The following is a 15,289-nucleotide window of genomic DNA, read 5'->3' as shown; positions in this document are numbered from 1 at the left end:
GTTCCCTCTTCTTTGTCTTCAGGCTTATGCGTTGACCGAAACGGCAGAGCCGGATTTCATGTCCTTGACGAGATCGAGCGCCTGGGCGTGCACCCTGGCGTCGCCCGCCCCCAGCAGCTGGCCGGAGCTTTCCAGCGTCAGCGGCGCGCCGGCCCAGTCCGTGACGATACCGCCGGCACCTTCGACGATGGGCCGGAAGGGCGCGAAATCAAAAACCTTCTGGCCGCCATCAAGCGCCAGATCGGTGCGCCCATCGGCAAGAAGGCCATAGTTGAGGCTCGCCCCGCCATAGACCCGCGCGCTGGTGGCCGCGCGCAGCCGGTCGAGCGCGGGGCGTTCGTTCTGTGCCAGATAATCCTGGTTGCTGTTGGTCATGATCGCCTCGGCAAGCGAGGCGCAGGAACGCACGCTGACCTTCTGGCCATTGCGCGTCGTGCGCCGGCCTTCAGCGCCGATCCATCGCGAGTCGATTGCCGGAATGTCGATGATGCCGAGGCGCGGCACGCCGCCGACGGCAAGCGCGATCAGCGTACCGTAGACGGGCATACCGGCGATGAAGGCCGTCGTACCGTCAATCGGATCGAGCACCCAGACATGTTCGCTGCCGGGGCGGACCCAGTCGCGCTCCTCGCCGATGATGCCGTGGGAGGGATACTGCGCGGAAATCATGCCGCGCAGCCGGTCCTCGATGAGGATGTCCATGGCCGTCACAAGGCTGCGGTCCGCCTTGACCGAGACGTCGACCCGCGCCAGGCGGTTTTCTCTGAGCACGGCCCGAGCGATATCCGCCAGCTCCACGGCGAATGCCACATGTTTGTCTTCGATGAGGGCGGCGCTGGTCATTCTCTGTTTTACGCTTTCCCGTTTGCCGGCAGCCGCCATCGTTCCCGCAATGCATGCAGGTTGGGCGCCGGCCTTGGCTCCGACTGATTGAAGATGCTGATCGGGTAAGTCCGACCTGTGCGATCTACGTACAGGCAATTGTCGAATGTGGCAATATGCGTTTTTCGTGGCAATATGTGTTTTTATGCGGCGAGCGATATGGCGCTTGTGGCAATGCGAGGCGTCGCATATCAAGAAGCTGCAAGGGAGGCTTCGCGATGTGGCAAGAAGAGCGTCAACAGAAAATCCGTTCGCTGCTTGCGGCCTATGGCCAGGTATCGATCGACCGCATCGTCGATGATTTCGGCGTGTCGCGCGAAACGATCCGCCGCGACCTCATGGAAATGGAGATGGCAGGGGAGTTGCGTCGGGTGCGCGGCGGCGCTGTTCCGGTAACGCGGGAGGACACGACCTTCGGCGTGCGCATCACGCTGCGTCTGCAAGAGAAGCGTGCGATCTGCGCGGCCGCCCTCGGGTACCTCGAAAGCGGCCAGACCATCTTCATGGATGCGGGCTCGACCAGTTCGACGATGGCCGAGGCGCTCGCCGGCCCGAGCGGCCTCAGCAACCTCACCATCCTCACCAATTCCATCGACGTTGCCAGCCAACTGACGGAACGGGCCGGCGAGCTTTCGCGCGGCACGCGCGTCATTCTGCTCGCCGGAAACGTCAAGCAGGATCCGATGGAGACCTTCGGCGAGGCAACCATCAACGACATCCAGCGCTACCGCGCGGACATTGCGCTCCTTGCTCCCTGGGGTGTCGACGCCACGATGGGCGCGATGAACTATTTTCTCCATGGCGCCGAGATCGCCCGTGCCATGGTGCGCAACTCCGGCCGGACGATCATTCTCGCCGACCATTCCAAGGTCGGTGTCGTCAGCCGTTCGGTCTTCTGCGAGACCGGAGAGATGGCCCATCTCATCACCGATGCGAAAGCCCGCCAGAAGCCCGGCTTCGATGCGCTAGCGGCCGCTGTCGAAGGGCTTGTCGTCGCGGGCGAGTAGGCCGCTTCTGATAGCGCTGAACCAATCACGCCGATTGCAGGACCGAAAGACGTTCGCACGAAGCCTTGTCGCTTATCGGGAGGAATTCATATCTCACCCCGTCTCGGGCGCGATTCCGTGCTCGCAGCCGATGTAAAGCGCTACGGCGTGCGGCTCGACGCACGCTCATTCATCGATTGCGGCAAGGTCGTCATCCTAGCCGTGGCCACCACCGGCACGGTGGTCGCGCTCCTCGCAGGCCTTTCTGTCGTGCGAAATGTCAACGGCAAGATCTCACATCGGACTTTGGTCTTGCGGGGCCGGTACCTACGTCGAAAACCTCGCTGAACCTAAGTCTGTGTCACGCCTTCCTAAAAAGCCCTACTATACGAGGGTTCGAAATCGACCATTCCGGACGGATCGAGCCAACCGCACTGAGGAGGGGGCAATGGACTACGGTGTCTTTTTTACCAACGCCCTGGAGGGACTGCGCCAGGAAGGGCGATATCGCGTCTTTGCCGATATCGAACGCATGGCCGGCGCTTTTCCGCATGCCAGACTCCACGAGGGAGATCGTGTTCGCGAGGTCATGGTCTGGTGTTCGAACGACTACCTCGGGATGGGCCAGCACGAGAAAGTCCGAAGCGCCATGCACCAGTCGCTGGACCTGTCCGGCGCCGGTGCCGGCGGAACGCGCAACATCGCAGGCACGAACCACGCGCATGTGTTGCTTGAGCGCGAACTGGCCGATCTACACCGCAAGGAAGCAGCATTGCTGTTCACATCAGGCTATGTCTCCAACTGGGCGGCGCTGTCGACGCTTGCGGCCAAGTTGCCGGGATGCGTCGTTCTGTCGGATGCGGGCAATCACGCCTCGATGATCGAGGGCATCCGCCACTCGCGCGCGGACTACCGGATTTTCAAACACAACAGCCCGGAAGATCTCGCCCGCTGCCTAGAACAGGTGGAGCCCGATCGGCCCAAGCTTGTCGCGTTCGAATCCGTCTATTCGATGGATGGTGACATCGCCCCGATCAAGGAACTTTGCGACGTTGCCGACCGCTACAATGCCATGACCTACCTGGATGAAGTGCATGCGGTCGGTCTCTATGGTCGCCGTGGCGCCGGCGTCGCCGAACGCGACGGCGTCATGGATCGCCTGACCATCGTCCAGGGTACGCTTGGAAAGGCGTTCGGAGTGGTCGGAGGTTATATTGCCTCGACGGGGCCGATCGTCGATTTCGTGCGCTCCTTCGCCTCCGGCTTCATCTTCACGACCGCGCTGCCGCCGATGCTGGCAGCCGGTGCCCTAGCCTCCGTCCGGCATCTGAAGACCAGCCAGAGCGAGCGCAGGGCACAGCAGGACAGGGTGCGCATGCTGCGCGACAAGCTCGACGCCGCCGGTATCCCGCATATGCACAATCCGAGCCATATCGTTCCGGTCGTCGTTGGCGACGCGGCGAAGTGTCGGGCCGTTTCCGATCGGCTGCTCGATGGCTTCGATATCTACATTCAGCCGATCAATTACCCGACCGTGCCGCGCGGCACCGAGAGGCTGAGGATCACCCCGTCGCCGCTGCACAGTTACGAAGACATCGACTATCTCGTCGACGCGCTCGATGCGGTCTGGTCGCAGCATCACCTCGCCCGCACCCGGCCGATCGGACCGACGATGCCGCGCTGGCGCATGGCAAACAGGCTGCCTCTGCCCGACCCCGCGCAATGCGAGGGCTGTCGAAAAGTGATGGCGCTGCTGCCCGCGACGGCGGCCGACGACGTTCCCGTCCACGAGATGCACTCATAGGGGCAAGAGGTGTCGTCATGATCCGCAGACGACCAACACATCTCGATACGTCGCCGCTGGACCGACAGCCAGGAACCGCGTCGGAAAAGAACCACAGGCGACGCAGAACGGTCGGTTCCGTCGCACTCATTGCCGTAGCGGCCCTGCTTGCGGCAGCCTACCCGATGGTTGTCGGCCATCTCTCCCCAACCGCAGGGACGGCAATGGCGGTCGCTACAGGATCGGCCGGTGCCACCTCTGGCGACGATGCCTCCGTGATGAGCGTGTCGGTCGTCAATGCGTCACCCGGCGACCTCACGACCACAAGCACTGTTTCCGGGTCGATCGTCGCCCGCGAGGACGTGCTCGTGGGGACGGAGAGCGATGGCGCCGGCGTTCTGTCCATCCTGGCCGAGGAAGGCGATACGGTTCGAGAGGGCCAGGTCCTGGCCGTCCTGATGTCCGACCTGGGCGAGATCGCCCTGGCGATGAACGACGTCGAGATCGAGCGCGCCAATGCTCTGTTGACCCAAAGCGAGAGTACGATCGCGCTTGCGCAAACAAATCTCGATCTCGCTGGCAAGGCACTGGCCCGTGCCGACCCACTCTCGAAATCCGGAGTAACGTCCCTGGACGTCCTCGAACAACGCCAGGCCGATGTGCTTGTCGCCGAAGCCAAGCTTGCCACCGCGCAACAGGCAAAGAGGGTCGCCTTGGCCGAGCGCGCCATCGCGTTGGTCAAGCGCCGCGAACTGACTGCCCATCTCGAGCGAACGCGCGTACGAGCGCCCGCGTCCGGCATTATCGTCGAGCGCTTCGCTCATGTGGGCGACATAGCCACGGGAAAGACGCCGCTGTTTCGCATCGCCCGGGACGGACTTTTCGAGCTCGAGGCGCTGGTTCCCATGCGCATGATGGATCGGATCCGGCCTGAAACGGCAGCCTCCATCTCCATCCCGGGGATCGAGGTACCCCTGGCCGGCACCGTCCGGCATCTATCGCCGCGGATCGAACCGACCACCAGAATGGCGCGTGTCCGCATAGCCCTTCCGCCGAACGTCATGGTTAGGCTCGGCGCCTTTGCGCGCGCGGAAATCCGCACGACGGAGCAGATGCAGATCGTCCTGCCACTCAGCGCCGTCCAGCCCACGGCCGATGGCAGCCAGGTGCAGCTGGTAGCCAACGGAACCGTCGAAACGCGCGCCGTCGTCACCGGCCGCAAGACCGCCGAGGCTGTCCAGATCGTCTCAGGGGTATCGTCCGGCGAGCAGGTCGTCCTGCGGTCGGGCAGCCTGGTGCGCGCCGGCATGCGCGTCACGCCCGTTTTGCCCGCCGCCGTCATCGCCTCAAACCGGTGAGGCATCCGATGGCCATCAACGTCTCGAAATGGTCGATCGAGCGCCCCACCATCGGCGTTGCGCTGTTTCTCGTTTTGACGGTTATGGGGTGGCTGTCCCTGACCTCACTGCCGGTCAACCGCTTCCCGGAAATGGACTTTCCTGTCGTCACGATCATGCTGCGTCAGCAGGCGGCATCGCCGAGCGACCTGGAAATGCAGGTAGCGAAAAAGATCGAGGACGCCTTCGAGGACATCGAAGGTCTTGAGCGTCTGGACGCCACGATCAGTGACGGCAGTGTCACGTTGAGTGCAGAATTCGCCACCCACATTTCGCCAGATGTCGCGCTGGATCGGGTACAGGCGGCGATGCGGACGGTCCGCAGCCAGTTGCCGGCAAATCTGGAGGAGCCTTCGATCGAGCTTTCCAACATACGGCGTCTGGCAATCGCCACTTATGCTCTGCGCTCCGACCAGCTGGCGCTGCCGGCGATCTCCAGGCGCGCCGACGAGCGCATTCGCCCCATCCTGGAAAAAGTGCCGGGCGTCGGCAGGATTGTCCGGGTTGGCGGCAGCGAGCGGGAGATCAGGGTCTGGCTGCAGCAAGATGAAATGATCGCCCGTGGCCTGGCGCCACAGGACGTCAGCCGGGCACTGCGTGCCGTCAGCGACAACCGGGCCTCCGGAACGACGGAGACCGACGGCTTCGACGAGCCGATCCGCACCGTCTCGGCACCTATGTCGGTGGAGGATCTCGACGCGCTTACCGTCAGAACCGGCCCCGGATCCAGCAACCGGCTTTCCGACATTGCCAGGATCGAGGATGCCTGGAGCGAGCCTTCGGGTTTCGCGACGCTCGATGCCGATCCGATCGTCGCCTTGGCGATCTTTGCCGAAAAGCGGGCCAACGAGGTTGAGACATTCGAGCAGATAAGATCCGCAGTTCAGCGTCTCGACGATGCCGAGACTGCGGTGCAGTTCACGCTGCTCGACGAAAACGCCAGCTACGTCAGCAACAACTTCACCGGCACGATGCGAACCATGGCCGAGGGCGCGCTGTGCACCATCGCAGTCGTCTTTCTGTTCCTGCGGGATCGGCGCGCGACGCTCATCGCTGCCATCGCTCTGCCGCTGGCGGTGATCCCGACCTTTCTTGCCATGGAAGTTCTCGGCTTCTCACTCAATCTCGTTTCCCTTTTGGGCCTGACGCTGGCGATCGGCCTTCTCGTCGATGACACGATAGTGGAGATCGAGAACGTGTCGCGTCACCGTGAAATGGGAAAGACGATCTGGCGCGCGGTCATCGATGCGACGGAGGAGATCGGTAGCTCGGTCATCGCGATATCGCTGACCGTTGTCGCGGTTTTCCTGCCGCTGGCGCTGATCGAAGGTCTGCCCGGTCGATACTTCCGGGAGTTTGGACTGACCGTGGCCGTCGCGACGCTCCTGTCATTGCTGGTCGCGCGAGTGATGACGCCCATGCTGGCGGTGGCGTTGTTGAAGCCCGCGCCACCGGGCGAGCGCAGCAAATCCGGAAGGAGCCACGGATTTTATTCGCGACTGCTGCGGCTGTCGATCGGCCGGCAGAAAGTGTCGTTGGGAGAGCGAAGCATCCACATCGACATGACCCTCGTGATTTTGGCGCTCGGCCTGCTTTCCGTCGCGGTGCCGTTCCTGGCGGTACTGCCGACCCTGCCGCGCGGGTTCATCCCGACGGAAGACGGGACCCGCCTGGCGTTCGCAATCGACATGGCCGACGGAGCCAGCACCTCGTCGATGATGCAAAAATCCGTCGAGATCGCGCGCTCCCTGAAGAAGGACCCGGATGTCCAGCACATCTACGCCTATCGCAGCGATCTCACTTTCGGTCCACCGAGCCAGCAGTCCTTCACCGTTCACCTGATGCTGACGGCACCGGCCGAGCGCAACCGGACCCGCCAGCAGGTGGCCGCCGATGTCACCAGGCAACTGGCAACAATCGCGGATATCCGCAGCAGCGAACTGGGGTTGACCGGCAGCCGCCAGTTCTCGCTGACGCTCCTCGGCGATCAACCTGGCCGCCTGGAGCAGGCAAGCGACAGCCTGTCGTCGGCGATGGCTGAAATGCCTGAGTTCCGAACAGTGACGTCGCTTCGCCCCGCCCTTCGCAGCGAGTTGCAGATCGTGCCCGACCGGGACCTCGTTTCGGAACTCGGCATCAGTCTCGACGCGCTATCGGACGCGGTGCGCGTGGCGACTGTCGGAGACATCAGCCGCGAGCTGGCCCACATCGATCTGCAGGGCCGTCGGGTTCCGGTGCGGGTCCGGGTGGAGGCTGAAGATGACATCGACATTTCGCTGATAGAAGGCATGCCGCTGAGGACTGCCGATGGCAACGTCGTACCGCTGGCGGCAATCGCCGAGGTCGTGGCACGTTCCGGCCCGGCCGAGATCATACGGCGCGACGGGTTGCGGCGCATCGATATCACCGCCGATCTCAAAGGGGCTGTCTCGTCAGGCACCGCCCTGTCGGCGGTGACGGCGTGGATTGCAGACAACCCCTTGCCGGAGGGCGTCAGCCTGCAGCCTGCCGGCGAGACCCTGTCGATGCAGGACTTTTTTTCAAGCTTCCTCCGCGCAGTGCTGTTGGGGCTTGCCGCCGTGTTCGCGATCCTGCTGATCCTCTTCGGCAACCCGTTCCAACCGCTGACAATCCTGTTATCCCTGCCTCTCGCCCTGTCCGGCGGCATCCTGGCCCTCGCTCTCACCGGAAACGGCGTGACAATGCCGGTGCTGATCGGCGCATTGATGTTGATGGGCATTGTCGCCAAGAATGCGATCCTGATCGTCGATCTCTCTGGCCAGCTGATCAAGCAGGGCCACGCCCCCCGCGAGGCCGTGGTCACCGCCGCAGAACAGCGGGCGCGGCCTGTGATCATGACCACCGCGGCGATGATCGCCGGCATGGTACCCGTGTCGCTCGGTTTCGGCGACGGCGGAGCCTTCCGCGCGCCGATGGCGATCGTCGTCATCGGCGGGCTGCTCGCCTCCACCGCCCTTTCGCTGCTTTTCGTGCCGGCGCTGTTCCTGCGCGTTCACGCGCTGCAGGTCCTTGTCGCAAGACGCGTCGGCGCCGTGCTCCGCGCGCCCGAGGCGCACGCAGACAGCTGACCGCGACGGCCGGGTCAACATCCCGCTCGCCCTCGGGCGCAAAGGGAGACGGATGCAAATCGGCAGCCATTGGCTATAGTCGCACCGACAGGGTGATCAAATCCGCAGGATTTACCGGCCCTGCTCATGCCAATCTCTTCGCTAAGTGGAAAACCGAAGAGGACGCCGATGCACAAGGGATTGACTGAGGCGAGCTACAGTGCCCGGATGATCCGGGTGATCGACCATGTCTATGCCCATCTGGAGGACGACATTTCGTTCGACCGATTGGCTGAAGTCGCCTGCCTTTCCCCCTATCACTGGAGCCGGATCTATTCGGCCATGCGTGGCGAAACCATCGTCGCGACCATTCGCAGGCTCCGGCTGCAACGCGCTGCCGACCGGCTCGCCAATTCGCAGGTCGATATCGCAACCGTTGCCGATCGCGCCGGATACGGCTCAACCGATACATTCGGACGAGCGTTCCGGAATGCCTTTGGCACAACGCCCGCTGCCTATCGCGAAAACGGCCAGCACGCAGCCTTCAGAAATGCCAACGCCGCCGGCGACGCGACCGGGTTCCCGGTGAGCATAGTCGATCTGCCCGAGCGACGCTGTGCGTCGATCGATCACCGGGGCTCCTATATGGAAATCGACCGGGCGATGGCGCGGCTCTTTGCCGAACTCGTGGCCCGCGGAGCATTGCCCGCGCAACAGGAGATGATCGGGGTTTTCTTCGATGATCCCGAGCTCGGGCCTGAGGAGGACCTGCGTTCTCGCGCCTGCATGCTGATTGCCGACTCCGTCGCGCTTGATGCGCCGTTGACAGAAACGGTCCTGCGCGGAGGCCCCTACGCCAAGCTGAGTTACACCGGCCCCTACGCGGCCATGCCTGGCGCCTATCGATGGCTTCTGGGCGTCTGGTTGCCCGGGTCAGGGCATGAACCGGACGATCAGCCGGTCTTCGAAGCCTATCTCAACGATCCGCGAATGGTTCCGCAAAGCGAATTGCGGACCGATATCCATCTGCCGCTGAAGAAACGCGTGCCATGACGAGCCCACCCGTTCCTGCCGATATCGCCGAGGTGCTGGCACAGCATAGCGCGACGGTGCGGACGCGCCTGCTGCAGATTCGCGATCTCATCTTTGTCGTTGGCGCCGAGACCGAAGGTGTCGGGCCGCTGACGGAGGCACTCAAATGGGGAGAGCCCGCCTACCTCACGGAAGCAAGCAAAAGCGGAACGACGATCCGGTTGGGCGTTGTCAAATCAGCACCGGCACATTGCGCGGTGTTCTTCAATTGCAAGACGACGCTAGTCGATACCTTCCGCGTTCACTTCGGGAGCGAATTTGCCTTTGAGAGCAACCGTGCCCTCCTCATCCCCGCCACAGGCGACCTTCCCGCAGAACCGCTTGCCCACTGTCTGAGGGCGGCGCTGACATATCATCAGCGCAGGAGGAGGCAGTGGCCTGGGCCAATATGCCGACACGCCAGTGAAGTCTGTAAGTGCTTCAATTCATGCCATGACGGCTCGCGTCTGGCTTCAACGCCCTATCTGGTGGATTAGAGGCGCGCGCGATACCGAAGCAGCTTCTCGCGCGCCGTCCATTGCCTCGCTCAAACGATGAAGCGAATAGCGCGCTGGATTTCGAAGAAGTCCTTCGCCTCGAAGCGCAGCGTGCGCGCCGCGATATGCTCGACACCTGGGTACCAGCTGCCGCGATAGGCCTCGATTGGTGTCGTGTACTCGACCACCAGCTCGAAACGGTCGGCGAGCTTCGGCAGGCAGGCCTTCAGATCGCCCGAAAGCGCCTTCTCCACGCCCTCGCGAATAGAGGCAACCGCAGCCTTCGGCGTCAGCGACCGGGTCGCGGGACCGAACCCTTCGCTTGTCGCTACAGTGCCGATACCCGGAGCAATCGCCTTGGCCTCGGCGCACATGCCGGCATCGCCCGAAAGAAACGCCGAAGGCACGCCATAGCGCGCGGCGCAAAGCGCGTTCAGCGTGAATTCCGACGCCACTTCGCCATTGATCAGGAGCCGCGACACCGTGCCGGTCAGCGTGTGGGCGAGCGGATTGGTGTCGGTCCCGGCCTTGTTGTGATAGCCGGTGTAAAGCGCTGCCGAGAAACTCTTGTCGATGCCGAACATCATCAGATCGGGATGGCCGCTCCAGCCCCTGACGATGCTGACATAGGCCGGCAGCTTCGACAGGATCAGATTGCGGGCGGTCGAATGGGCGTCCTTGACCACGATCTCCTTGGCACCGGCGGCCTTGGCGCCTTCGCAGGCAGCGACCAGCTCGTCGGTCATGTATTCGCGGAACTCCTCGTATTCCGGGTGGCCCTTCTTGGCCTCGTCCCAGGCGGTGATCCCCGCCGTGCCCTCGATATCAGCGCTGATGAAAACCTTCATGATCGTACTCTCATCTCTCAAATAAGCTCGGCCATCGACTGCAGGAGCCGATCGATCTGAGCCGGGGAATGTTCGGAAAACACCGCGAGCCGAAGCGTCGGCACATCAGGCGCGTCGGAGTAACCGCCGGCCTGCTGCACCCGGACGATGATGTCGCGTTCGGCAAGGCGGTCGCGCAGCTGCTCGAGATCGGTCACGCCCTTGACGGTGACGATCGGCACAGGCGTGTCGGCGACTTCGAAGCCGAGCGTCCGCAGGCCGCTGCGCACGTGCTTGATGTTCCGGATGAGGTTGGTCCGCTTGTCCGGCGTCGCTTGCAGCACCCGCAACGATGCGGCGGCCGCCGCCGCAAGACCGGGCGGTGCCGGCGAGGCGCCGCGCATGATCATCGCATTGCGGGCGATCTTTTCGGCAAGGGCGACATCACCGGGAACCACCCCACCGAGCGCACCGAAGGCCTTGCTCATGGTGCCGGCGAGATAATTGCCCTCGCCTTCGAGCCCGGCGTATTGCAGCGAACCACGGCCGGTCTCGCCGAGAACGCCGACGCCGTGGGAATCGTCGATGCAGAGAAGCGCCCCTTCATAGGGAGCCATTGCATGACGATAATCGCCAAGCGGCGCAAGCTTGCCCGAGGACGGGAACACCCCGTCCGTCAGCACCGCCGGCCGCTCACCCGGCTTCACATGCTGCGACAACTGCGCGGCCAGATCGCCCGGATCGGCGTGGCGGAACTCGTGGATCCGCTTGCCGAGCGTCGGGATGGCGTCCCGCGTGCTGTAATGCGTGGCGGAATCCATCAGGATCACGTCGAAATCGTCACGCAGCCCCTGCAGCAGCACCATCGGGCTGGTGTAGCCGGAGATCATGTAGACGACCTCCTCCGTGCCGAACCAGTCGCGCAGCCGCTCCTGCAGGTCGGCATAGACCTGCATATGGGCAAGCGTTCCCGGCCCCATGCCGTATCGCCGCGTGGCGTCACAAGCCGCCTCGATCACCTCGGGGTGGCCGTGCAGGCAGAAATAGGACGTGCCGCAGTAGTAGTCGACCTCGCGCCCGCCGATGAACATGCGGGCGCCCAGGGGCGACTCCATCCGGATCGGAGCGGCCATGGTTCGGCTCACGCCGCTTACGCCTGGGACGAGCTGCGCCGCTCCAGGAACATCGGCCCGACGCGGATGCCGCGCTTGCCGTTGTCGTCGACGGCATCGAGTTCGAGGATCTCGTCTTCATAAAGCCGCCCATGCATGCGGAAGCGGCCTTCTTCGACCGGCTCGCAGGTGTGGGTGCAGAAGTACTCGATCAGGCATTTCAGCCCGCCATGGCTGTAGGTCAGGTAGGTGATGTTGAAATCCGGCCCGTATTCGCCGAGATGCGGCGCGATCGCGTCGGGCACGGTCTCGTCATCGGGCGCCTCGATGCGGGTCCAGGTCGCATCCTTCCATGCAAGCTTGCCGGCTTCCGGGAAGGAGAGGTTCATGTGGGCGTAGTCGGCGCCGCGGCCGTAGATGCGGCCGTCGATGACGAAATCGTTGCCGGCGACCGGCCGGATCCTGTGTGGTACGCCCTCGCCCATCAGATAGATCTTGCCGTCCGTCGACTTGACCTCGACAACTTCCTGCGTGGCGTCGTCTCGGTAATAGCCGGGAAGCGTTTTGAACTGCGCTTCGGAAATCTCGGGCGGACGCTGGACGCGTTCGGGCATTTTGCCCATCTTGCGTTCGGCAAGGACAATGCGCACGCCGTCGACGCCGAGGCGCGAGGCGATCTGGTTGGCAAAATCGAGAGTCGCAAAGATCAGCACGCCGACGCCGGCGGCCGGCAGCAGCATCATCTGCGAAGCGTAACCATAGACGGCACCGCCATGGCCGACGGAAGTCCAGCCGTCGACGTCACCGGAGCCGAAGCACAGGCCGTAGCCGTTGAGCGTCTTGTCGTGGCCGGCCGGACGCTTGCCGAACGGCGTCCACATTTCGCGCAGCGACGCCGGCGAGATGATGGAATTGCCCTCGGCGTCGAAGCCGCCACGCAGCAGGCACTGGGCGTAGCGCGCCATGTCGCCTGTGGTCGAGAAGATGTTGCCGGCCGGCGAACCGCCGAGGCTGAACACCGGCGCCGGCGTATCGCCGTCAAGCGTCCACATGTCGGCAGGTGCCAACCGCTCGCGGATGCCGGGCGCCATGCCGCAGGACGAGCTGTCCATGCCGAGTGGCTTCAGGATGTTGGCGGCGACATAGTCGGAATAGCTCTGGCCAGTCACCGTCTCGATCACCCGGCCGACGACGGCGATGCCGGCGTTGGAATAATGCATCACGCCGAGGCTCGGATCCTGCTTGAGGATCGAGCTCGCGAGCTCGTTGACCGTATCTTCGAGCGGCGGCCGGGTGGCGTCGAGATAGTGGCCGCTCTTCGGCTCGCGCACGATGCCCGCCGTATGGGTCATGAGCTTGCGCAGGCTGATGACCGAGCCGTAAGGCCCGCCCTCGGCACCGGCGAACGGGTTTTCCGGCTTGAAGCCGGGCAGATAGGTCGAGACGTCGACGTCGATATCGACAAGGCCCTTCTCGACCAGTTGCATGATCGCCAGCGACGTGAAGGTCTTGGTGATCGAGCCGATGCGGAAGCAGGTGTCCTTGCCCATGTCGAAATGGCGGTCGTGACGCTGGACATGGCCTTCGGCAAGCACGCCGTCGCGGTCGACGAGGGCGTAGGAGATCGACGGGATCGCCTTGTCTTCGACCTCATAGCGGATCAGATCCTCGAATAGTTCGATCGAGGCGGCAGACAGAGAGGACATCGGGAATGCTCCTTGAACCTTAAACGGATTGGGTCTTGAAGGGATTGGGTCTCAATGGGCGTGGCGGGGGTCGAGCATGTCGCGCAGCGCATCACCCACAAGGTTCCACGACAGAACGAACAGGAAGACGGCAGCGCCGGGGAAAGCCAGCGTGTACCAGAACTGGAAGGGGTTGCCGGGCTGGCCGACGATCCAGTTGCGCGAATAGGCGATGAACTGGCCCCAGTCGGCATAGCCTTCTTCGGTACCGACACCGAGGAAGCTCAGCGCCGAGGCCGACAGCACCATGGAGCCGGTCGCCATCGTCGCCAGCACGAGCACCGGGAACATGGCATTGGGCAGGATATGCAGCACGATCAGACGGAGATCGCTCGCCCCGTAGCTGCGGGCCGCATGGATATAATCCATCTCGCGGATCCTCAGGATCTCGCTTCGAACGATGCGGGCATAACTCATCCAGCCGAACGTGGTGAGCGCGATCGTGATGGGCACGATGCCTTTGCCGAGCAACGCCGTCAGCACCATGGCGGCGATCAGGAAGGGAACGGCCATGAACACGTCCACGATGCGCATCAGCACCTCCTCGATGACGCCACCGTAGTAGGCGGCGACCGCGCCAACGACGGTGCCGATCAGGACGGAAATCGCCACAACCCCGAGGCCGATCTTGAATGCGGTGCGCGTGCCCCAGACGACGCCGTAGAAGATGTCGTACTGGCCCTGCGTCGTGCCGAAGACAGCCTCCGGCGACGGCGGCTGCGGCGTGGCCAGGAAGCCGGCACGCGGCGTATCGTAGGGCGACAGCTGAAAACTCTGCGGCGGCGCCAGGACCGGCGCGAAGACGGCGATGAGCACGAAGGCGAGAAGGATCACGACGCCGAACAGCGACACCGGATTTCTTGCGAGGTAACGAAGAAACTTCATTGCGTCTTCACCCTCGGATCGAGCAACGGATAGATGAGATCGACGACCAGGTTCATGATCACCAGGACGACCGCGAAATAGAGGCCGAAGCCGAGGACTGCCGGGAAGTCGAGATTGGCGGCGGTCTTGGCGGCGAACTGGCCTAGCCCTGCATAGTCGAAGATGGTCTCGGTGATGACGACACCGCCCATCATCACCGCGAGTTCCATGCCGGCAATGGTCGCAAGCGGCAGAAGCGCATTGCGCCGGGCATGGCGCAGTTCGACCACGCGGCGCGGCAGACCCTTGGCGCGGGCGGTGCGCACATAATCCTGACGCAGGGTTTCCAGCATCGAGGTGCGCATCACCCGCGTCATGCTCGCAACGTTGACATAGGTTAGCGTGATGACGGGTGCGGCAAGATGGCGAAGCGCATCGCCGAAGATCGCCAGATTGCCGTTGAGCAGCGCGTCGATGGTGTTGGCGCCGGTATAGCGCACGAAGTCGCTGGAGCTGACCACGGTCTGCGCCCACTGGCTGAGCCGGCCGGGCGGGAACCAGTCGAGCGCCGAATAGAAGATCAAGAGCATCAAGAGGCCAAAGACGTAAACCGGGAACGACCAGCCGAGAATGGTGAAGATGCGGATGACGTGGTCGGGCCAGCGGTTGAGATAGATGCCGGCGCGCGAACCCAGGAACACAGCCAGCAACAGGCAGGGGACGAAGGCCAGCACCACCAGTTCCAGCGTCGCCGGAAACAATGACATCAGCGCCGTGGACACCGGCTGGCGGGCCGTCTCCGACCAGCCGAGATTGCCGGTGAGGATGCCGCCGATCCAGCGGCCGTACTGGATGTAGAAGGGATCGTTGAGCCCATACTGCTCGATCATCCGGCGGATGCTTTCCTGGCCGCCCTTGAGATAGTCAGGTGACGGCGCATAGGCCGCCAGCCTCTGGGTCGGCGAAAGCGACATCTGCAGCGCGAAGATCATCAACGACAGGGCGAAGAGAACGATCGGCAGCATCATCAGTCGTCTGAGTGCATAGTTCAGCACGG

The 15,289-nt window shown here is 63.5% G+C and carries 12 protein-coding genes; 6 read left to right on the top strand and 6 right to left on the bottom strand.

Translation table 11 applies throughout. The features are described 5' to 3' along the window. Positions 1 to 24 precede the first annotated feature (24 nt). Positions 25 to 843, bottom strand: a complete 819-nt coding sequence (locus LPJGGPFB_RS18550) for an inositol monophosphatase family protein (protein WP_173421418.1) — start codon at positions 841 to 843, stop codon at positions 25 to 27. A 257-nt stretch (positions 844 to 1,100) separates the two neighbouring features. Here LPJGGPFB_RS18550 and LPJGGPFB_RS18545 point away from each other — a divergent pair, with 257 nt between their 5' ends. The 6 genes from LPJGGPFB_RS18545 to LPJGGPFB_RS18520 all read left to right on the top strand — a co-directional run bounded on the left by LPJGGPFB_RS18545 (position 1,101) and on the right by LPJGGPFB_RS18520 (position 9,684). After that, entirely contained in the window at positions 1,101 to 1,889 is a 789-nt protein-coding gene (locus LPJGGPFB_RS18545; RefSeq protein WP_173421417.1) for a DeoR/GlpR family DNA-binding transcription regulator, read from the top strand. 427 nt (positions 1,890 to 2,316) lie between these two features. Further along, positions 2,317 to 3,672: a 5-aminolevulinate synthase gene (gene hemA / locus LPJGGPFB_RS18540; RefSeq protein ID WP_173421416.1), complete on the top strand. Its 1,356-nt coding sequence runs from the start codon at positions 2,317 to 2,319 to the stop codon at positions 3,670 to 3,672. 17 nt (positions 3,673 to 3,689) lie between these two features. Beyond that, positions 3,690 to 5,009, top strand: coding sequence for an efflux RND transporter periplasmic adaptor subunit (locus tag LPJGGPFB_RS18535; protein ID WP_173421415.1), 1,320 nt, complete (start codon positions 3,690 to 3,692; stop codon positions 5,007 to 5,009). Between the two features lie 8 nt (positions 5,010 to 5,017). Further along, positions 5,018 to 8,137 (top strand): efflux RND transporter permease subunit, encoded by a 3,120-nt coding sequence (locus LPJGGPFB_RS18530; protein ID WP_173421414.1) that lies wholly within the window; start codon positions 5,018 to 5,020, stop codon positions 8,135 to 8,137. 168 nt (positions 8,138 to 8,305) lie between these two features. Beyond that, on the top strand, positions 8,306 to 9,169 hold the full coding sequence (locus LPJGGPFB_RS18525; RefSeq protein WP_173421413.1) for an AraC family transcriptional regulator: 864 nt from the start codon (positions 8,306 to 8,308) through the stop codon (positions 9,167 to 9,169). Continuing rightward, a complete protein-coding gene (locus tag LPJGGPFB_RS18520; RefSeq protein WP_173421412.1) occupies positions 9,166 to 9,684 on the top strand; it encodes a DUF1801 domain-containing protein in 519 nt (172 codons plus the stop codon). The genes LPJGGPFB_RS18525 and LPJGGPFB_RS18520 overlap by 4 nt, the downstream gene beginning before the upstream one ends. Before the next feature lie 50 nt (positions 9,685 to 9,734). Here the strand turns inward: LPJGGPFB_RS18520 and LPJGGPFB_RS18515 are convergent, their stop codons facing one another. Genes LPJGGPFB_RS18515 through LPJGGPFB_RS18495 form a run of 5 tightly spaced genes read right to left on the bottom strand, consistent with a single transcriptional unit; the run spans position 9,735 to position 15,287 of the window. After that, positions 9,735 to 10,532: a M55 family metallopeptidase gene (locus LPJGGPFB_RS18515; protein ID WP_173421411.1), complete on the bottom strand. Its 798-nt coding sequence runs from the start codon at positions 10,530 to 10,532 to the stop codon at positions 9,735 to 9,737. Positions 10,533 to 10,549: 17 nt separating this feature from the next. Then, positions 10,550 to 11,656, bottom strand: coding sequence for an aminotransferase class I/II-fold pyridoxal phosphate-dependent enzyme (locus tag LPJGGPFB_RS18510; protein WP_345791048.1), 1,107 nt, complete (start codon positions 11,654 to 11,656; stop codon positions 10,550 to 10,552). A gap of 5 nt (positions 11,657 to 11,661) precedes the next feature. Then, positions 11,662 to 13,329, bottom strand: coding sequence for a serine hydrolase domain-containing protein (locus LPJGGPFB_RS18505; protein WP_173421410.1), 1,668 nt, complete (start codon positions 13,327 to 13,329; stop codon positions 11,662 to 11,664). A gap of 51 nt (positions 13,330 to 13,380) precedes the next feature. Further along, the gene (locus LPJGGPFB_RS18500; RefSeq protein WP_077504655.1) at positions 13,381 to 14,253 is read right to left on the bottom strand and encodes an ABC transporter permease; all 873 of its coding nucleotides are present in this window, start codon (positions 14,251 to 14,253) and stop codon (positions 13,381 to 13,383) included. After that, entirely contained in the window at positions 14,250 to 15,287 is a 1,038-nt protein-coding gene (locus LPJGGPFB_RS18495; RefSeq protein ID WP_345791047.1) for an ABC transporter permease, read from the bottom strand. The genes LPJGGPFB_RS18500 and LPJGGPFB_RS18495 overlap by 4 nt, the downstream gene beginning before the upstream one ends. Positions 15,288 to 15,289 lie beyond the last annotated feature (2 nt).

It is taken from the genome of Ensifer adhaerens (genome assembly GCF_013283195.1).
Lineage (GTDB): Bacteria > Pseudomonadota > Alphaproteobacteria > Rhizobiales > Rhizobiaceae > Ensifer > Ensifer adhaerens_G.
This window is presented reverse-complemented; position numbering and strand designations above follow the sequence as displayed.

Coding starts and splice junctions, on each gene's coding strand:
- LPJGGPFB_RS18520 (WP_173421412.1), top strand. CDS start 9,166: ATGACGAGCCCACCCGTTCCTGCCGATATCGCCGAGGTGCTGGCACAG.
- LPJGGPFB_RS18545 (WP_173421417.1), top strand. CDS start 1,101: ATGTGGCAAGAAGAGCGTCAACAGAAAATCCGTTCGCTGCTTGCGGCC.
- LPJGGPFB_RS18505 (WP_173421410.1), bottom strand. CDS start 13,329: ATGTCCTCTCTGTCTGCCGCCTCGATCGAACTATTCGAGGATCTGATC.
- LPJGGPFB_RS18525 (WP_173421413.1), top strand. CDS start 8,306: ATGCACAAGGGATTGACTGAGGCGAGCTACAGTGCCCGGATGATCCGG.
- LPJGGPFB_RS18515 (WP_173421411.1), bottom strand. CDS start 10,532: ATGAAGGTTTTCATCAGCGCTGATATCGAGGGCACGGCGGGGATCACC.
- LPJGGPFB_RS18535 (WP_173421415.1), top strand. CDS start 3,690: ATGATCCGCAGACGACCAACACATCTCGATACGTCGCCGCTGGACCGA.
- hemA (WP_173421416.1), top strand. CDS start 2,317: ATGGACTACGGTGTCTTTTTTACCAACGCCCTGGAGGGACTGCGCCAG.
- LPJGGPFB_RS18550 (WP_173421418.1), bottom strand. CDS start 843: ATGACCAGCGCCGCCCTCATCGAAGACAAACATGTGGCATTCGCCGTG.
- LPJGGPFB_RS18530 (WP_173421414.1), top strand. CDS start 5,018: ATGGCCATCAACGTCTCGAAATGGTCGATCGAGCGCCCCACCATCGGC.
- LPJGGPFB_RS18500 (WP_077504655.1), bottom strand. CDS start 14,253: ATGAAGTTTCTTCGTTACCTCGCAAGAAATCCGGTGTCGCTGTTCGGC.